Below are 20,001 nucleotides of genomic sequence, written 5' to 3' on the forward strand. Positions count from 1 at the left end.
GTGCGGGTGTGGGTCACCTCGGGGGCGACGGTGACGATGTCGCAGGCGGCGAGGAGGGTGTGGGGGAAGTCGTCACCGAGGTGGGCCAGGCTCGGCATGACGACGGCCGCGGCGGAGGTCGCGGCGACCACGTCGAGCAGGCGGCCGAGCGGATCGGTGGTGCGGTCGCTGAAGGCCACCGTTTTGGTGAAGCGGTAGCCGAGGCGTTCGGCTAGGGATCGGATCTGCGTTTCGTCCCAGGACTGGGCGACACCCGAGATGTCGCGGCGCAGGTATCCGATCGCCGGTGGCTTCATGGGCATGACCGTACCGGCGCGGAGTGTCGCAGTCGTGAACGCGAGCGAACGCGAGTCGAATTCGCAATCCGACCGAGACCCATTCGCGCGCTGATCGAGTGCTACCACGCCTCATTGGAGATCAGCGCGGTGAGCAACTGGCGGATCGCGGCGACCCGTCGCTCGACACCGGGCAGCTGATCGAGGGCGCATTCGGGGTCGGCGGGCGGCCCGAGGTGGGTGCAGCCGCGCGGGCAGTCCTCGATGGCGTCGGCGAGATCGGTGAACGAGGCGATCACGTCGTCGGGCGTGATGTGGGCCAGACCGAACGACCGCACGCCCGGTGTGTCGATCACCCAGCCCCCACCGGGCAGCGGCAGCGCCACCGACTGGGTGGAGGTGTGCTTGCCCTTGCCCACGCCGGATACCTCGCCGACCGCCCGATAGGCGTCGGGCACAAGGCGATTCACCATCGTCGACTTGCCGACCCCGGAATGCCCGATGAGGGCGGTGAGCCGGTCGCGCAAGATCTCGACCACCGGTTCGATGGGGTCGTCGATCCCCGCGTACAGGATCTTCAGGTCCAAACCCTCGAAGGCCGAAGCGAATTCGGACTCGGCCACCAGGTCACGCTTGGTGAGCACCAGGATCGGTTCCAGCCCACCGGCATACGCGGCGACCATGGTCCGTTCCACGAATCCCGTGCGCGGCGGCGGATCGGCCAGGGCGACGACGATGAACAACTGCTCGGCATTGGCGACGACGATCCGCTCGAACGGATCGGTGTCGTCGGCGGTGCGCCGCAACACCGTTCGCCGATCGGCGACCCGGACGATCCGGGCAAGACTGTCGGGCTTGCCGGTGAGATCACCGACGACGCCCACCCGGTCGCCGACGACGATCGGGGTGCGGCCGAGCTCACGGGCCCGCATGGCGACGATGCGCCGGTCGGGGTCACCGTCGAGGACACACCCCCACCGGCCCCGGTCGACCGCGACGACCATGGCGTCCTCGGCGTCGTTGTGCTGCGGCCGGGTCTTGGTACGCGGGCGGGAGGAGGCCTTGCCGGGACGAATCCGCACATCGGATTCGTCGTAGCTGGCCGCGGTGCGTCCTCGGCGACTCAGCGCGCCACTCCTTCACCCGATAACGCCGGCGCGAGCATCTGCTCCCACAGCGCGACGAAAGTCGGCAGGGTCTTGGCGGTGGTGCCGATGTCCTCGATCTCGATACCGGGCACCCGCAGGCCGAGAATCGCACCGGCGGTGGCCATCCGGTGATCGGCGTAGGAATGCCACTGCCCGCCGTGCAGCGGGGCGGGCACGATCTCCAGCCCGTCGGCGGTCTCGGTGACATTGCCGCCGAGCCGGTTGATCTCGGCGGAAAGCGCTGCCAGACGGTCGGTTTCGTGCCCGCGCAGATGGGCGATGCCGCGCAGCACCGACGGCGAATCGGCCAGCGCGGCGAGCGCGGCGACGGTGGGGGTGAGCTCGCCGACGTCGTGCAGGTCGATATCGATGCCGGCCAACCGTTCCGGCCCGCGCACGGTGAGGATCCCGTCGAAGACGCGAGCCTCGGCGCCCATGCGGACCAGGATCTCGCGGATCACGTCACCTGGCTGGGTGGTGCCGCGCGGCCACATCGGCACGCTCACCTCGCCGCCGGTGACCGCGGCCGCCGCCAGGAACGGCGTCGCGTTGGACAGGTCGGGTTCGATCTCCCAGTCGACGGCGCGGATCGGGCCGGGCGCCACCGTCCAGGTCTGCGCGCCGCGCACGTCGCTCGGGGTGGTGACGGCGACATCGGCGCGGCGCAGCATCTCCACTGTCATCTCGATGTGCGGCATCGACGGCAGCACACCACCGCTGTGGTTGACGGTGATGCCCTGCTCGAAACGGGCGGCCGAGAGCAACAGGCCCGACACGAACTGCGAGGACCCGGAGGCGTCGATGGTGACCTCACCGCCGCGCAGGGTCCCGGTGCCGTGCACCACGAACGGCAGCGCGTCACCCTCGATGTCGAGGCCGAGGCTGCGCAGCGCGTCGAGGATGGTCGACAGCGGCCGGTGCCTGGCCTGCTCGTCGCCGAAGAAGGCGACATCGCCGGTGGCCAGGGCGGCGGCGGGCGGCAGGAACCGCATGATGGTTCCCGCGAGGCCGCAGTCCACGGCGGCACTGTGCAGTGGTGCGGGGGTGACCTCGAGGGTTTCGGCGTCGCCGACGATCTCGGTGCCGAGGGCGCGCAGGGCGGCGATCATCAGGTCGGTGTCGCGGCTGCGCAGGGCACCGGTGAGGGTGGACGGCCCATCGGCCAGTGCGGCGAGGATGAGCGCGCGATTGGTGATGGATTTCGAACCGGGCAGGGTCACGGTCGCGTGGACGGGGACCTCGATGTGGGGCGCTGGCCAGAAACTCACCCGCCCATCCTCTCTCATGTGCGGTCCGGACACACGGGTGGCGTAGGAATTCGCGTCGCCGCGTCGGCCGAATTTGTCGGACTCCGGTGCCACCATGGTTCTCATGTGCGGACGATATGCGACTACGACCAACCCCGGTCGCCTGGCGGCCGAGCTCGACGCGGTCGACGAAACCGATCTCGACGACCCCGACGAGACGGTGAGCTACAACGTGGCGCCCACCAGCCAGGTGCTCACCGTGGTCGAACGCCACGAGCACGACCATCCCGACGACGATCCGCGCCTGCGGATCCGCCGGATGCGCTGGGGGCTGATCCCGCACTGGACCAAGGCGGCCGAGCCGGGTGTTCCGGCCAAGGGCAAACCGCTGTTCAACGCCAGGGCCGACAAGATCGTCACGGCACCGTCGTTCCGTGACTCGGCCAAGTCCAAGCGGTGCCTGGTCCCCATGGACGGCTGGTACGAGTGGCTCGTCGGACCCGCTCCGACCGGCAAGGGCAAGGCGGTCAAGAAGCCGTTCTTCATGTCCCATGCCGACGGTTCGCAGATCTACATGGCCGGACTGTGGTCGGTGTGGCGCGACCGGAGCAAGCCCGACGCGCAACCGCTGATGTCGTGCACCATCCTCACCACCGACGCCGTGGGCGAGCTGGCCCGCATCCACGACCGCATGCCCTTACCGATGCCGCGTGAGCACTGGGACGCCTGGCTGGACCCGGACCATCCGGCACCCGCCGAGTTGCTCGGCGGGCCTGCCGCGGACGAGGTGGCGAATATCGTCGCGCGACCGGTGTCCACCTTAGTGAACAACGTGCGCAACAACGGTCCCGAACTGCTGGTTCCCGACGAAGAGGCCGGGCAGACCACACTGTTGTGATCGTGCCCGGCCGCCGGGAACTCAGAGTGGGCAGGGCACCGAATCGGTGGCGATGTTCAGACCGCACTTGATGGCGCCGGTGACCAGGTCGATGATCTCGGTGGCCAGTCCGCCGCCGAGGTTCTCGGTCTTCTCGGCCTGCTCGTTGTTCTCGGCTTCCGGCGCGTTCTTCGGGCTGGTGCCCTGGCCGTTGAGCGGGTAGTCGCCGGGTTCGGTCGGTGCGGACGGCGCCACCGGTGGGATCGCCGCGGCGGGAACGGCGGCCTCCGCGGCGCCGAAGCCGAGTATCAGGGCGAGGGACAGGGTGGCGATCGTCGAGCGAGTGGACATTTTTCGCATCACATCCTCGGGTCGAATCGGTCGTACCGGGCGCGGAATGCGTCGGTAGTGGATTCGGAACGGGACTGTGATCGGATTGCTACGCGGTGATCGGAGCCGTCACCGCGCCTGCTGCTCGCACCAGATCGGCGGGCGCGAGCTCGATCTCCAGGCCCCGTTTACCCGCGCTGCACAGCACCCGATCCCACTCCAGCGCCGAGGCGTCGACGACGGTTGCCAGCCTTTTGCGCTGCCCGAGCGGGGAGACCCCGCCGAGTACATATCCGGTGGTTCGTTCGGCCTTGGTCTTGTCGGCCATGCCGGCCTTCGGCGCACCGAGCGCGGCCGCGGCGGCCTTGAGCGACAACTTGGCGGGTACCGGAAGGACCGCGACGGCCAGCGCGCCGGTGGAGAGCTCGATCACCAAGGTCTTGAACACCTGTGCCGCCACCACACCCAGCGCGTCGCCGAGCGCGTCGACAGCTTCCGCGCCGTAGGAGTCCGCACGCGGGTCGTGGGCGTAGGAGTGGACCTCGTGCGCGATTTTCGCAGCGGTAAGAACCTTGATCGCGGGCGTCGACGCGGCAGCCATGAGCACACCCTAAAACCGGCCGATCGGGAACACAGCCGGGGGAGTGCCTGTTGCACAGCAGTGACACCCCCCGAGACAACGTGAGGAGAGATAGTGACACTGCTGCTCGAGGAGCGTCCCCTCGCGTCGGGGGACGTGCGATTGCCCATCGACACCGTGCTGCCGGTAGATTCGGTGGCTACGGCGATCGAAGGGATTGGTGTGACGAGCGACGATGACGTGGTGCCTACCGAGGCGTCCGGCGCGCAAGTCGACGAAGCCGAGCTGGCGGCCCGGTTCGAGCGCGACGCGCTGCCGATGCTCGACCAGCTCTACGGCGCCGCCCTGCGGATGACCAGGAATCCGGCCGACGCCGAAGACCTGGTGCAGGAGACGTACGTCAAGGCGTTCCAGGGATTCAAGTCCTTCAAAGAGGGCACCAATCTGCGTGCCTGGCTGTACCGGATCCTGACCAACACCTACATCAACTCCTACCGCAAGAAGCAGCGCCAGCCCGCGCAGTACCCGACCGACGAGATCACCGACTGGCAGCTGGCCGCCACCGCCGAGCACAGCTCGACCGGTCTGCGTTCGGCCGAGGTCGAGGCCCTCGACGCCCTGCCCGACGACGAGATCAAGGCCGCGCTGCAGGAGTTGCCGGAGGAGTTCCGGATGGCGGTGTACTACGCCGACGTCGAAGGCTTCCCGTACAAGGAAATCGCCGACATCATGGGCACCCCGATCGGTACCGTGATGTCGCGGCTGCACCGCGGCCGCAAGCAACTCAAAGGTCTGCTCGCCGGGGTGGCGCGCGACCGTGGATTCGACCGTGGGGAACGCCAGGAGGTTTCGAAGTGAGCGACCCCGATATGGAGATGGACTGCACCGCCGTACTCGCGGATGTGTGGCTCATGCTCGACGGTGAATGCGACGAGGCCACCCGCACGCGGTTGCAGGAACACATGGACCACTGCAGCCCCTGCATCGAGGCCTACGGCATCGAGGAGAAGATCAAGGGTCTGCTCAACCGCAAGTGCGGTGGTGAGCACGCACCCGAGGGTCTGCGGGAACGGCTGAAGGTGGAGATCCACCGCTGCATCACCGTCACCAGGGTCGAGTCGACCGAAGGCTGACGGCAGCAAAAAAGGGGCACCCGACGGGTGCCCCTTTTTCGTGTCCCGAGCCTGGCTCAGGCGTTGGGCCGCTTGCCGTGGTTGGCTGCGTTGCCCTTACGGCTGCGCTTCTTACGTCCGCGCTTACCCATAGGTAGCTCCCTTCTCTGGGTCCTCCCCGCCGCAGCGCGGAGCACAATCTGATCGAGAGCCATTGTTTCACGTGTGGTTGGCTGTAGCTTCGGCGGATACGGCCACGGCCGCGAGCGCGGTGGCCGACACGACTACGAACGGGGTGTCATGGTGGAAGAAGTGCGCGCGGAGATGGTCTCCACCGTGCTCGCTGTCGAGGTGGCGGTGGGTGATCACGTGCACGTCGATCAGACCCTTGTGCTGCTCGAGTCCATGAAGATGGAGATCCCGGTGCTCACCGAGGTGGACGGCGAGGTCACCTCGGTCGACGTCTCCCCTGGCCAGGTTCTACAGGCGGGCGACCTGATCGCCACCATCGCGTAAGTCACACGAGAAACGAAGCGGTAGATCCAGCGTGGCAACACTGAGCGAGCTCCTGGCCGAACACACCGACCTTCCCGGCACCGCCGTGGACCATCTGCAACGAGTGGTCGGCGATTGGCAGTTGCTCGCCGATCTGTCGTTCTCGGATCTGCTGCTGTGGGTGGGCGCCGGCCCGGTGGCCGACGGCGCCGACGTGGTGTGCGTGGCCCAGATCCGGCCCACCACGGCGCCGACGGTGCACCTCGACGACAAGGTGGGCACCACCGCGTCGCGGACCGACTTCCCGCAGGTGTTCGACGCGCTGCTCGCCGGGGCCGCCGTGCGCACCGACACCGAGGTGCGGGTGAGCGGCGCCGCGGACGCGAGCCCGGTGCACGCGGTGCGCGAGGCCATTCCGGTGCGCTGCGGGGAGGACGTGATCGCCGTGCTGAGCCGCGACGGCGACCTGCAGCGCTCCCGGGTGCGTTCCACCCTGGAGACGGCCTATGTGTCGGCCGCCGACGACCTGTGCCAGATGATCGCCGACGGCAGCTTCCCCACCCCCGAGGACCGGGCGGCCACCCATTCCAGCCCGCGCGCGGGGGACGGCTTCATCCGGCTCGATACCCAGGGCCAGGTGGTCTACGCCAGCCCGAACGCGCTGTCGGCCTACCACCGGATGGGATTGCAGGCCGACCTGGTCGGGCAGGATCTCGCGGTGACGACGCGCTCGCTCATCACCGACCCCTTCGACGCGCAAGAGGTGGTGGCCGATATCCAGGCCGCGCTCGCGGGCCGTACGGGTCGCCGGATGGAGGTCGAGGCGCGGGGTGCGACGGTGTTGCTGCGCACCCTGGTGATGCGGCCGGGCGGGCAGCTGGCCGGGCCCGCGGTGCTGGTGCGCGATGTCACCGAGGTGAAGCGCCGCGACCGCGCCCTGCTCAGCAAGGACGCGACCATCCGTGAGATCCACCACCGGGTGAAGAACAATCTGCAGACCGTCGCGGCGCTGCTGCGGCTGCAGGCGCGTCGCACCGAGAATCCGGAAGCCCAAGTGGCACTGACGGAATCGGTGCGCCGGGTCACCTCGATCGCGTCGGTGCACGAGATGCTGTCGATGTCGGTGGACGAGGAAGTCGACCTCGACGAGGTCGTCGACCGGCTGCTGCCGATCATGGCCGACGTGGCCACCGTGCACACCGCGCGCATCAAGGTGCGCCGCGCGGGTTCGCTCGGTGTGTTCTCGGCCGAGCGGGCGACCCCGCTGGTGATGGTGCTGACCGAACTGGTGCAGAACGCCATCGAGCACGCCTTCGACGCGGGGCAGAACGGTACCGTGACGATTCGTTCGGAGCGTTCGGCGCGCTGGCTCGACGTGATCATCAGCGACGACGGTCGTGGCCTGCCCACCGGCTTCAGCCTGGAGAGTTCCGACCGCCTCGGCCTGCAGATCGTGCGGACTCTCGTGACTTCGGAACTGGGCGGTTCGATCGGGTTGCACCCCGGTGCCGATGTCGGTACCGACGCGGTGCTGCGGGTTCCGCTCGGCCGCCGTTCCGCACGATAGAGCTTCGAAAACTGTTGCAGGGCAACAATAAACCCGGCACCCATGGGTGCCGGGTTCTCACATGCGTTACCGGACCGGGGCTGCTGGCCCGGTAACGCCCGTCTTGTCTACCTAGACGGAGGTACGCGTACGGGTGCGCGCGTTGCGCCGCTTGAGCGCGCGACGCTCGTCTTCGCTCATTCCGCCCCACACGCCGGCGTCCTGGCCCGACTTCAGGGCCCACGACAGGCAATCGGCGGTGACGGGGCAGCGGGCGCAGACCAGCTTGGCATCGGCAATCTGCGCGAGCGCAGGACCGCTGTTACCCACCGGGAAGAACAGCTCGGGGTCCTCGTCGCGACAGATGGCCTTGTGGCGCCAGTCCATTCCTCTGCTCCTTTGCGCGGGCGCCACAAAGGGCACCTCTGGTTAGTGGATCGTTCACTTGTGCGACTCGAATGTTTCCGCACGGTTGCTTGTGAATGCTTTCACGATCACCGTAGATGTCAATAGGTCTGCGGCGCACCGTGGGGGAGATCACGCTCTAGGCTGCCCACATGGGGCACCTGCCCGGTCCTTTGTACTCGCGTCTCCAGGTTTTCGCAGCGCAACCCGGAGATTTTTTCGAGAGTTCCTTGCTCAGACGGGCTTCGGAGCTACCACATCGAGCACGCTCGGCACTGATGTGAAATGCACCATCTTGCGTTTTCCGATGAAGTCGCCATCGATTTGCAGGCCGATCTCACCGGGCGAATCGATGCGAACCGAATCGACATCGTCGATCCGAAACAGTGCGTCCGCCTTAGGGTTTCCATTCTCGCTCAGCAACTGCCGGGCGAGCAACAGGGTGCGCGTCACACTCATCGTCCCCATCGCGAACACCCCGAGTCCCGTTTCGAAGGTCGTACCGGGATTCGTGCGAACCGGACGATCCTCCAGATAGGTCCACGGGCTCGAATTCGTGACGAAGGCGTAATACACCGACTCCACCGGATCGTGTCCCGGAACGGTAACGGTGACGCTCGGTTCATGCCTGCGCGCGCGGAAGAACTGCCGAACCGTCGTCCGCAGATAGCGCGCCGGAGTGGCCTTGCGACCTTTGGCGCGGGCCGCGTCGATCGCCTCGCACACATCCGCGTCGAGGCCCACTCCGGCGCTGAATGTGAACCACCGGTCATCGGCGAGACCGAGCCCGATCCGGCGGTCCGCGTCGCGGCCGAGCAGATCGATGAGCTGGTTGGTAGCTGTCACCGGATCGGGAGAGATGCCGAGGGCGCGGGCGAACACATTGGCCGAGCCGCCGGGGATCACCCCGAGGCGGGGCCGCCACACCTGATCGTCTTCCACCTGAGGCAGGGGCAGGAAGCCGTTGATGGTCTCGTTGACCGTCCCGTCGCCACCGTGCACGACGATCAGGTCCATCTCCTGGGTCGATGCCCACTGCGCCAGTTCGGCCGCGTGACCGCGATGCTGGGTGTGCGCAACGGTCAGCTGCGTCCGGCTCTCCAGGGCATGCGCGAGCAGGTCCCTGGTGGCCGGCGTGGTCGAGGTGGCATTCGGATTAACGATGAGCAGCGTCCGCACTGGGTCGAGGGTAATGCGAGTGCCCGGATGCCGGTTCCCGCCCGGCCGACGGCACCCGACGACGCGTCGTCGTAGGCTTGGCGCCGTGACGGAGCACGACATGACCACAGGCGACCAGCACGACGACGGCGCGCAGGCCGAGAGCGGTATCCCGACGACGGTGCGGGTGGCCGGTGCGATCGTCACCCTCGAGGGTCTTGCCGGTGTCGGCACCGCGGTCGTGCTGATCGTGCGGGCGCTGACCGGCCACGACCAGTCGGTGGCCAGCGGGGTCGGCACGGCCATGTGGTTCATCGCGCTGTTCGGTGGGGTGCTCGCGGCCGGGATCGCGTTGCTGCGCGGCAAGCGCTGGGGCCGGGCCATCGCGGTCATCGCGCAGATCCTGTTGCTGCCGGTCGCCTGGTCGTTGCTGACCGACTCGCATCAGCCGCTGTACGGCACCCTGCTCGCCATCGTCGCGCTCGGCGGCCTGGCCGCCCTGTTCGCACCCGCGTCGAGCCGGTGGATGGCGCAGGACTACGGCGAGCTGCCCGAAGAGCGTTAGCCGGTCCTCGCGCGCAGCGCCTGGCGGCACAGGTGGTCGGCGGCGCGAGTCGTTTCCGGTTGCCGGTAATTCTTCGTGAGCGCGAGCACTTGAGCGCAGGCGGTGTCGAGGTCGACGAGATGACCCACCGAGACGAACAGTGGTTTCACACCGTCCCTTGTGCGCAGTGCGCGGCCGACGATCTCGCCGTCGATCGTCACCGCACTGCTGTCACCGCGTCGCGGCCCGGGTTCGCCGTATTCGCCCCACACCGATTTGGCGACACCGATCGTCGGAATTCCCGTCAGCAATCCGACATGACAGGCGAGGCCGAATCGGCGCGGATGTGCCCGGCCCTGCGCATCGCACACGAGCAGATCCGGTGTGCGCGTGAGTTTTTCGAGTGCGGCGACGGTGGCGGGGAGTTCCCGGAAAGCGAGCAGGCCCGGCACGTAGGGAAATGTCGAAACACCGTATGCCACCGCCGTTTCCACGGTCTCCAGGGTTTGCGCGTCGAGAATTACCGCCGCCGTGGCAACGGTCCCGTCCTCGGCGTAGGCGGAATCGATTCCGGCCACTGTCGAGAATTGCGGTGGCACAGGGTTTTCGGCGCGAACCAGCGGGCGTAGCCGATCTTGCAGTGCGACGGCGTCCTCGGGTGTGGCGGGCCAATCGTGCGGTAGAGCTATGCGCATCCGATATCACCGCACCGACGCGGCGAGCGCGGACAGTTCCTTTCCCGCGAGCCGATACCCGATCCATTCGTCTTGCGCTGTGGCACCGAGGGATCGGTAGAACTCGATCGACGGTGTGTTCCAGGTGAGCACCGACCACGACACCCGGCTGTAGCCGTGCGTGACCGCCTCGGCGGCCAAGGCCGCGACCAGGGCGCGACCGAGCCCCGTGCCGCGCGCTTCGGGACGCACGTAGAGGTCCTCGAGGTAGATGCCGTGCACGCCGTCCCAGGTGGAGTAGTTCAGGAACCAGATCGCGCACCCGACCACCTCGCCGTCGTGCTCGGCGACGTGGGCGAACACGGCGGGCGACGGCCCGAACAGGGCCGCGCTCAGCTGCGCCTCGGTGAGTGTGCACGCCTGGGGAGCCTTCTCGTACTCGGCGAGATCGTGCACGAGCCCGACCATCGCGGGCACGTCGGTTGCGGTGGCGCGACGCACGCTCAACGGAGGTCTCCTTCGGTGCGGTGAGTCAGGTTGTGGGCCCAGATCGTATGCGCCCCATGGTCGTAACCGAGAACGCTCACCGCGCCGGTCGACATCGCGAACCGCCGCCCCTCGCGCACCGCGAACTCGCCCCAGCGGGCGATCAGCACGCGGGAGAAGTGTCCGTGCCCCACCAGCACCACATCGCGGTCGGCCAGGACCGGCTCGGCGCGGTCGAGGACGTGGTCGGCGCGGGCGCTCACCTGCTCGGCCGTCTCACCGCCGGGCACCGGGTGAGTCCACACGGTCCAGCCGGGGACGGTTTCGCGGATCTCGGCGGTGGTGATGCCCTCGTAGTCGCCGTAATCCCATTCGACCAGTTCGTCGTCGACGTGGATATCGGCGAGCCCGGCCAGTTCGGCGGTCTGGCGCGCACGCCGGCGGGGGCTGGTGAAGACGAGCGGATCACGCAGGTCGAGGGACTTCACGACCAGCCCGGCCGCGCGGGCCTGCGCCTCGCCGAGCTCGGTCAACGGCAGATCGGTGTGGCTGGTGTGCTTCCGTTGCGCGGACCACGTGGTTTCACCGTGGCGGAGCAGGACCAAACGGGCGTCGGATGCGGACATGGCTCCATCATGACAGCCCGGCGGGCTCAGCCGAGTGCGTAGAGCCTGCCACCGCGTCGTTCGAAGACGGTGTCGCCGAGCACCGCCGTGCTGATCGGGTCGCCGCGGTAACCGCTGCGCTGCACCGCGATCCGGGCAACGGTCGTTCCGGTGGCGAAATCCACCGCGAGCATGCCGTCGGTGACGGGGACCAGCAGTTTGCCCGCCATCGACGCCGGGGCACCGAGCACGTCGCGCACCGTCCAGGTGGGCTGTAATGTGGCGGCGCTCAAGGCGATCAAGGTCTTCCCGGTGAACACGTAGATCGCCGAGCCGAGCCGGGTCACGGTGGTGCGGTCGGTCCACGGTTCGGCCAGCGCGGCGGAGGACACCTCGTTGCCGGTGCCGTCGTGCACGGCGATGCGGGCCGGTTGCGCGAGTCCTGTCGCGGTGGCCGGAGTCGGCGGATAGTAGACGGCGATCTTGGCATCCGACACCGCGATCACCCGCACCTCGGCGGCGTCGGCACCCGGTGCCGTGAGCAGGCGCGAGCCGTGCTCCTCGGGTGCGGTGGCCTCCTTCGGCGACGGGGCGAGCACCGTCAGCCGGGCGCCCGGATCGTCCGGGCACCGTTCGATCACCGCCAGCCGCGACGAACTCGACGCGGCAGACCGGAGCTCACATCCGTTGCGTGGCTGGGTATTCGGGTTCACGGGCGCGTCCACGTAGCCGTACTCGAGCGTGCGGACCAGATCCGAACGCCACATCTCCAGCCGGTCGGCACCGAGGGCGAGCAGATAGGTGCCGTCGCCGGAAAGCCGGATCGCGTCGTCCATGTAGCTGCTGCGAGCGATGCTGCGGCCACCGGTGTCCGCGTCGAGCATGGTGGTCTGGCTGCAACCACGCTGATCGCGGTAGGTCGCGATCACCGAACCCCACTGCGCCTCCACCCCGCACAACGGCATGTCCCGCCGGTACCACCACCGCTGCTCACCGGTCACCGGATCGCGCCCGCTCACCGTGCCTTCGTCGCCGGTGACAACCACATTCCCGGCCACGAGCGCCCGCGAACTCGCCGAGTCCGCCGCGTGCCACCGTTCGCGCAGCGTGCCCGGCAACTGCGTCGCGGCCACCACGGTCGGTGCGGGGGAGTCGGCGGTGACGGAATCGGTGCCGGTGGCGTCGGCACGCGCCCAGACGACGGCCGCCGCGACCAGGCAGACAACGGCGATCGTTACGGCGGCGATGACATCGGCACGGGTACGCCGCTCCGGAACAACCACGCCAGCGACCCTAGCTCATCCGCCTCCCCGGGGATTTGGGCCAGGCTCAGGTGCGGTGAACTTTGCGTCGGCGGCCAGACGATTCGGTGTGTCGCGGTAGCCCGTACCCGGTGAGTTACCCATGTGCTGGACTGCTGCTCCGGGGATTTCGGCCAGATTCAGGTGCGGTGAGGGTTGCGTCGGCGGCCAGACGGGGTAGCAGGTCACCCTAGCCCGTCCCCGGTGAGTTACCCATGTGCTTGCCTGCTGAAGGTAGTGGGCACTTATGCCGGGTCAGTACGCGAACGGCCCGCCATCTGGTGATGGCGGGCCGTTTCGGGTGGTGCTTGGTGCGGTCAGGCGTCGACGGTTACCTGCGTATCGGCGCTGGTGTCCGCGGGCTTGCGGCGACGGCGGCGGCGAGCGGGCTTGGGCTCGGCGTCGGAATCGGTCGCGTCGGCGGGGGTCGAATCGGCCGGAGCCGACTCGGTGGTGGCCGAATCGGTCGGTGCCGACTCGGAGACCGCCGAATCAGTGGCAGCCGACTCGGTGGTCGCGTCGGTGCCCTCGGCGGGCTTGCGGCGGCGACGGCGGCGGCGGGCGGGCTTGTCGCCTTCGGTGATGTCGCTCGCGTCCGACGATTCCTCGGTGGTGGTCTCCGAAGCGGTCGTCTCGGCGGACTCGGCCTTGCCGCCACGGGTGCGGCGGCGGCTGCGCGTGGTCTTGGGGCGCTCGGTGCGCTCCACGACGACCGCGTCCTCGTCGCGCTCCGGCTTCGGCTTGCGGACCACACCGGTGATGCCCTCGGGGATGCCGAGGTCGGAATACAGGTGCGGCGAGCGCGAGTACGTCTCGGCGGGATCGGCCATGTTCAGGCCGAGCGCCTTGTTGATCGACTCCCAGCGGTGCAGCTCGTCCCAGTCGATCAGGGTGATCGCCACGCCGGTGCGACCCGCGCGACCGGTGCGCCCGATGCGGTGGACGTAGGTCTTCTCGTCCTCGGGGCACTGGTAGTTGATGACGTGGGTGACGTCGTCGATGTCGATACCGCGCGCGGCGACATCGGTGGCGACCAGCACATCGATGGTGCCGTTGCGGAACTTGTTGAGCGCCTTCTCCCGGGCCACCTGGTTCAGGTCGCCGTGCACGGCGCCGACAGCGAACCCGCGCTCGGCCAGATCGTCGGCCACCTTCTGCGCGGTGCGCTTGGTGCGGGTGAAGATCATCGTCGCGCCACGGGACTCGGCCTGCAGCACGCGGGCGACCAGTTCGGCCTTGTCCATCGCGTGCGCGCGGTAGACGAACTGCTTGGTGCGGTCGTGCACCGCGGAATCGTTGGCCAGCTCGGCGCGGATGTGCGTCGGCTTGGTCAGGAAGGTGCGGGCGAGAGTGATGATCGGCCCGGGCATGGTCGCCGAGAACAGCATCGTCTGACGCTTGTCGGGCACCATCGTGAGGATGCGCTCGATATCGGGCAGGAAGCCCAGGTCGAGCATCTCGTCGGCCTCATCGAGGACGAGCACGCCGATCTTGCCGAGGATCAGATGGTTCTGGTTCGCCAGGTCCAATAGTCGACCCGGGGTGCCGACGACCACGTCGACGCCCTTGTTCAGGTCGGCGATCTGGGAGTCGTAGGGGCGGCCACCGTAGATGGCAGCGACCTTCAGCGGGCCCTGGTGGTTGGTCAGGTACTTGCTCGCGTTCTCCAGGTCCTTGGTCACCTGGATGCACAGTTCGCGCGTGGGCACGATGACCAGCGCGCGCGGCGTGCCGTCCAGCGGGGTGGTCCCGGTGTCGGCGGTCGCGATGCGGTGCAGCAACGGCACACCGAAACCGAAGGTTTTACCCATACCGGTGCGGGCCTGGCCGATGAGATCCTCGCCGGCCAGTGCCAGCGGCAGGGTGAGTTCCTGGATCGCGAAGGTGCGTTCGATACCGATCTCGCCGAGCGCGCGCACAATTTCGGAGCGCACCCCCAATTCGGCGAAACTCGGCGGCGTGTGGGTGTCGTCCAGTTCGGCCGTCAGCAGGGTGTCGGCCACACCGGGTTCCTGTTCGACAGTGATCTTGCTCAGGGTACGTGCCTTCCTCGTCATTGCATCTCGCACGCACGAGGTGGGGCGGGCCGGTCGGCCCGCGACGACCACATATCCGCCTGTGATACTCGCCGGGCCAGCGCCGATCGCGTCTGCGTCATCGGCGCGGCACATCGGTGATACGGATTCGGTGCGCGCACATTTTCCTGGTCAACGCTGCCGGGTGGCGCTGTGCGCCGTGGTGTGACGCGCCCGCGAAGTGTGCCGGGGCTACGAAACTAGCGTTGTCCACAGTGATTGTAGCGTGATATTCTGCGCAATCCGAATTTCACGCCGTTCGAGTGTCGTACGAAAAACGAAATCGCCGCCGGTCACACCCGCATACACAGTGCGTCGCAGCGCAATTCACCGTTTCCGGTTTTCGCGCGTGTCGCGGATGTAATAGAGGTCACTGTAACCGGCGGTACCGGGATGTGAGAGATTTCTTGTCGTGAGCATCACCGACACCGTCACCACCGCCGCGCGTAACGCCTGGGCGCTGAGCTTCGGCGCGGGCATCGAGGCACCCGACCCCGCGCCCTCGACCGTGCTGTGGGACGAACCGCACCGCTTGCTGCGTCGCTACGGCACCGAAAGCGACTCCGCCACAACCGATTCCGCGGTGCTGCTGATTCCGCCGCTCGCGGCGCCCGCCACCTGTTACGACCTGCGCCCCGACCAGAGCCTGGTTCGCCACCTGGTGTCCACCGGCCGCCCCACCTACCTCATCGATTACGGCGACATCGGCTTCGCCGATCGCCGGATGGGTTTCGAGGACTGGGTCACCGACATCCTGCCCGAGGCGATCCGCCGGGTCAGCGCCGATCGCGGTGGCGCGCCCGTCGACCTCGTCGGCTGGTCCATCGGCGGCATCTTCGCCCTGCTCACCACCGCCGCCAACGCCGATCTGCCGATCCGTTCGGTCACCGGCGTCGGCCCGCCGCTCGATTACGACAAGATGCTCGGCATGCCGCAGGTGCGCGCGGTCGCCCGGATCACCGGCGGCAAGGCGGTCACCAACGTGGTGCGGGCCGTCGGCGGTATCCCCGCGCCGCTGACGAAATTCGCCTACCGGGTGGCGGCGTTCGACCGCGAACTGGCGCGGCCGATGTTCATCGCGGGCAATATCGCGCGCACCGAGACGCTGGCCCGAATGGAATCCATCGATCGGTTCCAGGCCGCCATGCCCGGCTACCCCGGCCGCTTCTACGGGCAGCTGTGGGGCCGGTTCATCCTGGCCAACGACATCGGCAAGGGCCGGGTGCACCTGCGCGACCTCACCATCGACCTCGCCGAGGTGCGGGTGCCGGTACTGCTGTTCGGCGGCACCGCCGACGTCATCACGCCGAAGGCCGCTGTCGAGGCCGGTTTGCGCACGCTCACCGGGTCGCCCTCGGTGACCTACGAGGTCGTTCCGGGCAGCCACCTCGGCATTCTCACCGGACCACAGGCCCGCGACACCACCTGGACGCATCTGGACAAATTCCTGGCCGATCGCGACTGATCCGCGATCGCGACTACGATTGGTGGTCATGGGAGCCCAGACCTCTGCCGCGCCGGAAGTTTTCTCGACCGCACCGCTGTCCGCCGACCACCCGGGGGTGACGGAGCTGTTCGCGGTCCTCGCCTACGGCGAGCTGTCCGCGTTCTATCGGCTCGCCGAGGAAGCCAAGCTCGCGCCGTCGGTGCGCGGGCGGGTGGCGGTGGCCAAGATGGCGGCCGCGGAGCTGGCGCACTTCGAGGCGCTCGAGGCGGCGCTCGGCGCGCGCGGGGTGGACACCGAGCGGGCGATGGACCAGTACCAAGGCGCGCTGGACTCCTACCACGCCTCCACCGACCCGTCGACGTGGCTCGAGTCGATGGTGAAGTTCTACGTGGGTGACGGCCTGGCCGCCGACTTCTACACCGAGATCGCCGGCGCGCTCCCCGCCGAGGTCGCCGATGTGGTGCGCGACGTGCTCGCCGAGACCGGGCACTCGCAGTTCGTGGTCGAGGAGGTCCGCAACGCGGTCACCGCCAGCCGGTCCGAACGCGACCGGCTCACCCTGTGGGGTCGCAGGCTGCTCGGTGAGGCGATCACCCAGGCGCAGTACGTGATGGCTCAGCGCGACGAACTGGCCGAACTGGTGCTGGCCGCCACGGGCGACCTCAACGGCATCGTCTCCCTGTTCGACCGCATGCAGGAGCGCCACGCGGCCCGCATGGCCCAACTAGGGCTCTGACCGCCTCCCCGGGTCTTTTGGCCAGACTCAGGTGCGGGGGAGTTGTGGAGGCGGCAAGCTTTCCGGAGGTGGCTGGGTTAGCCCGTACCCGGTGAGTTACCCATGTGCTCACCTGCCTCTCCGCGACCTTGGCCAGACTCGGGCGCGGGGAGACCTGGGGACGCGGCGAGCTTGTGGGAAGTGGCTGGGTTAGCTCGTGCCCCGGTGAGTTACCCATGTTCTTGCCGGATCTGTCAGCCGTTTGCTGCTTGGGGGTGGATCAGGCGTAGTTCCGGTGCGCGGGCGGCGGTTTCGCGGGGGAGCCAGATGACGATCTGCTGATCGTTCTCGGCGGACAGTGTCTGCACGGTGAAGGTGAGGGTGCCTCGGGTGGGGTGTTCGAGGCCGAGCAGGCTCGGTAGGTTCTCGGCGAGGCGGTGTGGTTGCCAGCGGCGGGCGAATTCCGGTTCGGTGGTGAGGAATTCGATGGTGGAGGCGATGCTCTCGTCTTCGGGGCGGCGCAGTCTCGTGCGGGCCAGCTGATCGGCGAGCAGGTCGGCGTATTGCGGCCAGTCGGTGATGGTGGTGCGTGCCAGTGGATGTCGGAACGCCCAGACCGCCAGGTTCACCTGCTCGGGATCATCGAGCAGGCCGAGCGGGGCGACGAGGTCTTCCCAGGAGTCGTTCCACGCGAGCACATTCGCGCGCGGGCCCAGGGCGAAGGCGGGGGTGGGGGTGAGGGCGTCGAGCACGGCGGTCAGCGCGGGCGGCACCTGATCGAGCTTCGGGTCGAAAGCTGTACTGGGGCAGCGCGCTTCCTTGCTGGTGGTCAGTGCCAGCCAGCCGAAGTGGGCGCGTTCGGTGTCGTTGAAGCGCAAGGCGGTGGCCAGGGCGTCGACCACGGCCGGGGAGGGGTTGCTGTCGCGGCCCTGTTCGAGCCGGGCCAGGTAGTCCGCGCTCACGCCTGCCAGCACCGCGACCTCCTCGCGGCGCAGTCCCGGTGTGCGCCGACGACCGCCGCCGAGCAGGCCAACGTCTTCGGGGCGCAGTTCCGCGCGCCGGGCGATGAGCAGTTCGGCGAAGGTCGAGCGGGCTCCAAGCTGGTCGGGCATTGCTCCATCCTCCCTGGTCCTGGCTCTGACAGCCTGGCCCTGACAGGTCCAGGATAACGGCGGTCTGGTTAACGGACCACGGTCCGGTCAGGCTGGACGCATGACTTCTTCGACACAGACACAGCAGCTGAAGGCCGGATCCTGGACGCTGGACCGCAGCCATTCCTCGGTTTCGTTCACCGTTCGCCACCTCGGCATCGCCAAGGTGCGCGGCGGCTTCACCCGGTTCGAGACCGAGTTCGTGGTCGACGAATCCGGTGCCGCCACCATCGGCGCGACCATCGACCTGGACTCCTTCGACACCGGCAACGCCGACCGCGACGCCCATGTGCGCAACGCCGACTTCCTCGATGTCGCCAACCGTCCGACCCTGAGCTTCCGCGCCACCGAACCGGTCCGCATCGCGGAGACCTTCACCGTCACCGGCGAGGCCACCCTCGGCACCGTCACCAAGCCGCTCACCCTCGAGGTGGAGTGGGGCGGCGTCGGCGACTTCCCCGACGGCTCGCGCCACGCCGGCTTCTCCGCGACCGGTGCCATCAAGCGCACCGATTTCGGTGTCGGCGGCCCCATGCCGGGCATGCTGTCGGACACCGTCAAGATCGAACTCGAGATCGAGCTCGTCGAACCCTGATCCCCGCTCGTTCGCTCACAGCGCAGGCGGGTGTGTCACCGGGGTCGGGTGGCTGCATTAGCCTGAAGAGGACAACACAGGACTCTTACGTTCGGAGGTTGGCCGTGGAGGTCAAGATCGGTATTTCGGATAGCCCTCGGGAGCTCGTCATCAACAGCTCGCAGAGCCCTGACGAGATCGAGGCGCTGGTGACCGATGCCCTCAGCGGCTCCGGTGGCGTCGTCAAGCTCACCGACGACAAGAACCGCAAGTTCCTGATCCAGGCCGCGAAAGTCGCCTACGTGGAGATCGGTTCCCCGGCCGTCGGCCGCGTCGGCTTCGCCACCGTGTAAGACGCGAAACACGAATGGGCCCGCCTTCACACCGAAGGCGGGCCCATTCTTGTCACGGACGAGACAACTGATTTCGTCAGTACATGGGTAACTCACCGGGTACGGGCTGACCCAGCCACTTCCAGAGGGCTTGCCGCCTTCGGAAATGCCCACGAACCCGAGTCTGGCCTCAAGACCCGGAGAGGCGGAACGGCACGTGCTTCAGGCCGCCCCAGGCCAGGGCCACGGTGGTGTCGACGGCCTCGTCCTTGGGGACCGGGCGGTCGGCCTCGAGCCAGTAGCGCGCCGAGAACTGGCTCGCCCCCACCAGGCCGACGGCCAGGATGCGCGCCCGGTACGGGTCGAGACCGGAGTCGTGGGCGACCAGGTCGAACACCGCGTCGACGCAGGCCTCGGTGGCCTGTTCGACCCGGCGCTGCACCTGCGGTTCGCTGGTGAGGTCGGATTCGAAGACGAGGCGGAAACCCTGCATCTCGTTGTCGACGAAGTCGAAGTAGGCGGCGACGGCGGCGCGCACCCGCTGCTTGTTGTCGGTGGTGGAGCGCAGCGCCTGACGCACGCTCGACACCAGGATGTCCACATAGTTCTGCAGCACCGCCAGATACAGTTCCAGCTTGCTCGCGAAGTGCTGGTAGAGCACCGGCTTGCTGACACCGGCCACCTGCGAGATCTCGTCCATGCCCGCGGCGTGGTAACCACGCTGGACGAATACCTCGCTCGCCGCGAGCAGCAGTTGCTGACGCCGCTCATCACGAGGCAGGCGGGTGCCGCGCTTTGCCGGGACCGTCTCCGGCACCGATCGGCGCGAGGTCATGCGGTCCACGAGGTCAGTCATCTCGGCTCTCTTTGTCGACTACACCAGGCAGGCGAATGTGCGCCCGATGTCCCACGAACGATACTCGC

The 20,001-nt window shown here is 68.1% G+C and carries 25 protein-coding genes; 10 read left to right on the forward strand and 15 right to left on the reverse strand.

The features are described from left to right. From HYG95_RS18810 to aroA, 3 genes are all read right to left on the reverse strand, one after another. Window positions 1-296, reverse strand: a 296-nt coding sequence (locus tag HYG95_RS18810; RefSeq protein WP_181699524.1) for a hypothetical protein, incomplete at its 3' end; no start/stop codon positions are given. A gap of 101 nt (window positions 297-397) precedes the next feature. Beyond that, entirely contained in the window at window positions 398-1,402 is a 1,005-nt protein-coding gene (gene rsgA, locus HYG95_RS18815) for a ribosome small subunit-dependent GTPase A (protein ID WP_181699614.1), read from the reverse strand. After that, window positions 1,399-2,709: a 3-phosphoshikimate 1-carboxyvinyltransferase gene (gene aroA / locus HYG95_RS18820; protein ID WP_181699616.1), complete on the reverse strand. Its 1,311-nt coding sequence runs from the start codon at window positions 2,707-2,709 to the stop codon at window positions 1,399-1,401. The genes rsgA and aroA overlap by 4 nt, the downstream gene beginning before the upstream one ends. An 85-nt stretch (window positions 2,710-2,794) precedes the next feature. Here aroA and HYG95_RS18825 point away from each other — a divergent pair, with 85 nt between their 5' ends. Next, window positions 2,795-3,568, forward strand: a complete 774-nt coding sequence (locus tag HYG95_RS18825) for an SOS response-associated peptidase (protein WP_181699525.1) — start codon at window positions 2,795-2,797, stop codon at window positions 3,566-3,568. Between the two features lie 21 nt (window positions 3,569-3,589). Here HYG95_RS18825 and HYG95_RS18830 read toward each other — a convergent pair whose 3' ends face one another. Then, window positions 3,590-3,898, reverse strand: coding sequence for a hypothetical protein (locus HYG95_RS18830; protein ID WP_181699526.1), 309 nt, complete (start codon window positions 3,896-3,898; stop codon window positions 3,590-3,592). An 88-nt stretch (window positions 3,899-3,986) separates the two neighbouring features. Further along, entirely contained in the window at window positions 3,987-4,478 is a 492-nt protein-coding gene (gene ybaK / locus HYG95_RS18835; protein WP_181699528.1) for a Cys-tRNA(Pro) deacylase, read from the reverse strand. Between the two features lie 201 nt (window positions 4,479-4,679). On the opposite strand from ybaK, the gene HYG95_RS18840 reads away from it, so the two are divergent. Continuing rightward, the gene (locus HYG95_RS18840) at window positions 4,680-5,315 is read left to right on the forward strand and encodes a sigma-70 family RNA polymerase sigma factor (RefSeq protein WP_067491716.1); all 636 of its coding nucleotides are present in this window, start codon (window positions 4,680-4,682) and stop codon (window positions 5,313-5,315) included. 11 nt (window positions 5,316-5,326) lie between these two features. Further along, on the forward strand, window positions 5,327-5,590 hold the full coding sequence (rsrA, locus tag HYG95_RS18845) for a mycothiol system anti-sigma-R factor (protein ID WP_181699618.1): 264 nt from the start codon (window positions 5,327-5,329) through the stop codon (window positions 5,588-5,590). Window positions 5,591-5,646: 56 nt separating this feature from the next. Here rsrA and HYG95_RS25210 read toward each other — a convergent pair whose 3' ends face one another. Further along, window positions 5,647-5,721 carry a 50S ribosomal protein bL37 gene (locus HYG95_RS25210; RefSeq protein WP_022597109.1) on the reverse strand — a complete coding sequence of 25 codons (75 nt, stop codon included), beginning with the start codon at window positions 5,719-5,721 and terminating at the stop codon, window positions 5,647-5,649. Between the two features lie 148 nt (window positions 5,722-5,869). On the opposite strand from HYG95_RS25210, the gene HYG95_RS18850 reads away from it, so the two are divergent. Both HYG95_RS18850 and HYG95_RS18855 read left to right on the forward strand, forming a co-directional pair. Beyond that, the gene (locus tag HYG95_RS18850) at window positions 5,870-6,085 is read left to right on the forward strand and encodes a biotin/lipoyl-binding carrier protein (protein WP_181699621.1); all 216 of its coding nucleotides are present in this window, start codon (window positions 5,870-5,872) and stop codon (window positions 6,083-6,085) included. A gap of 31 nt (window positions 6,086-6,116) precedes the next feature. Continuing rightward, entirely contained in the window at window positions 6,117-7,631 is a 1,515-nt protein-coding gene (locus HYG95_RS18855) for a sensor histidine kinase (protein WP_067491462.1), read from the forward strand. Window positions 7,632-7,742: 111 nt separating this feature from the next. On the opposite strand, the gene HYG95_RS18860 is transcribed toward HYG95_RS18855, so the two are convergent. Both HYG95_RS18860 and HYG95_RS18865 read right to left on the reverse strand, forming a co-directional pair. After that, window positions 7,743-7,997, reverse strand: a complete 255-nt coding sequence (locus HYG95_RS18860; protein ID WP_022567051.1) for a WhiB family transcriptional regulator — start codon at window positions 7,995-7,997, stop codon at window positions 7,743-7,745. A 252-nt stretch (window positions 7,998-8,249) separates the two neighbouring features. Then, the gene (locus tag HYG95_RS18865) at window positions 8,250-9,194 is read right to left on the reverse strand and encodes a diacylglycerol kinase family protein (RefSeq protein ID WP_181699530.1); all 945 of its coding nucleotides are present in this window, start codon (window positions 9,192-9,194) and stop codon (window positions 8,250-8,252) included. A 100-nt stretch (window positions 9,195-9,294) separates the two neighbouring features. Between HYG95_RS18865 and HYG95_RS18870 the strand changes: the two genes are divergently transcribed. Further along, window positions 9,295-9,738, forward strand: a complete 444-nt coding sequence (locus HYG95_RS18870) for a hypothetical protein (RefSeq protein ID WP_181699531.1) — start codon at window positions 9,295-9,297, stop codon at window positions 9,736-9,738. On the opposite strand, the gene HYG95_RS18875 is transcribed toward HYG95_RS18870, so the two are convergent. From HYG95_RS18875 to HYG95_RS18895, 5 genes are all read right to left on the reverse strand, one after another. Continuing rightward, window positions 9,735-10,412 carry an endonuclease V gene (locus HYG95_RS18875; protein WP_181699533.1) on the reverse strand — a complete coding sequence of 226 codons (678 nt, stop codon included), beginning with the start codon at window positions 10,410-10,412 and terminating at the stop codon, window positions 9,735-9,737. The genes HYG95_RS18870 and HYG95_RS18875 overlap by 4 nt on opposite strands. A 6-nt stretch (window positions 10,413-10,418) precedes the next feature. Beyond that, on the reverse strand, window positions 10,419-10,898 hold the full coding sequence (locus tag HYG95_RS18880; RefSeq protein WP_356985773.1) for a GNAT family N-acetyltransferase: 480 nt from the start codon (window positions 10,896-10,898) through the stop codon (window positions 10,419-10,421). Next, complete coding sequence (locus tag HYG95_RS18885) at window positions 10,895-11,503, reverse strand: acid phosphatase (protein WP_181699535.1); 609 nt, start codon at window positions 11,501-11,503, stop codon at window positions 10,895-10,897. The genes HYG95_RS18880 and HYG95_RS18885 overlap by 4 nt, the downstream gene beginning before the upstream one ends. Before the next feature lie 26 nt (window positions 11,504-11,529). After that, entirely contained in the window at window positions 11,530-12,765 is a 1,236-nt protein-coding gene (locus HYG95_RS18890) for a PQQ-binding-like beta-propeller repeat protein (RefSeq protein ID WP_181699536.1), read from the reverse strand. A 335-nt stretch (window positions 12,766-13,100) separates the two neighbouring features. Beyond that, the gene (locus tag HYG95_RS18895) at window positions 13,101-14,840 is read right to left on the reverse strand and encodes a DEAD/DEAH box helicase (RefSeq protein WP_181699538.1); all 1,740 of its coding nucleotides are present in this window, start codon (window positions 14,838-14,840) and stop codon (window positions 13,101-13,103) included. Window positions 14,841-15,270: 430 nt separating this feature from the next. Between HYG95_RS18895 and HYG95_RS18900 the strand changes: the two genes are divergently transcribed. Both HYG95_RS18900 and HYG95_RS18905 read left to right on the forward strand, forming a co-directional pair. Further along, entirely contained in the window at window positions 15,271-16,323 is a 1,053-nt protein-coding gene (locus tag HYG95_RS18900; RefSeq protein ID WP_181699539.1) for an alpha/beta fold hydrolase, read from the forward strand. 28 nt (window positions 16,324-16,351) lie between these two features. After that, window positions 16,352-17,041 (forward strand): ferritin-like fold-containing protein, encoded by a 690-nt coding sequence (locus HYG95_RS18905; RefSeq protein WP_181699541.1) that lies wholly within the window; start codon window positions 16,352-16,354, stop codon window positions 17,039-17,041. 233 nt (window positions 17,042-17,274) lie between these two features. Here HYG95_RS18905 and HYG95_RS18910 read toward each other — a convergent pair whose 3' ends face one another. After that, the gene (locus HYG95_RS18910) at window positions 17,275-18,132 is read right to left on the reverse strand and encodes a helix-turn-helix transcriptional regulator (RefSeq protein ID WP_181699543.1); all 858 of its coding nucleotides are present in this window, start codon (window positions 18,130-18,132) and stop codon (window positions 17,275-17,277) included. A 100-nt stretch (window positions 18,133-18,232) separates the two neighbouring features. On the opposite strand from HYG95_RS18910, the gene HYG95_RS18915 reads away from it, so the two are divergent. After that, a complete protein-coding gene (locus tag HYG95_RS18915) occupies window positions 18,233-18,766 on the forward strand; it encodes a YceI family protein (protein WP_181699545.1) in 534 nt (177 codons plus the stop codon). 104 nt (window positions 18,767-18,870) lie between these two features. Then, window positions 18,871-19,098: a DUF3107 domain-containing protein gene (locus HYG95_RS18920; protein ID WP_067491482.1), complete on the forward strand. Its 228-nt coding sequence runs from the start codon at window positions 18,871-18,873 to the stop codon at window positions 19,096-19,098. A 169-nt stretch (window positions 19,099-19,267) separates the two neighbouring features. On the opposite strand, the gene HYG95_RS18925 is transcribed toward HYG95_RS18920, so the two are convergent. Further along, complete coding sequence (locus tag HYG95_RS18925) at window positions 19,268-19,933, reverse strand: TetR/AcrR family transcriptional regulator (RefSeq protein ID WP_067985004.1); 666 nt, start codon at window positions 19,931-19,933, stop codon at window positions 19,268-19,270. Window positions 19,934-20,001: the final 68 nt, after the last annotated feature.

Origin of the sequence: Nocardia sp. GTS18 (assembly GCF_013839555.1) — a bacterium.
Taxonomy (GTDB): domain Bacteria; phylum Actinomycetota; class Actinomycetes; order Mycobacteriales; family Mycobacteriaceae; genus Nocardia; species Nocardia rosealba.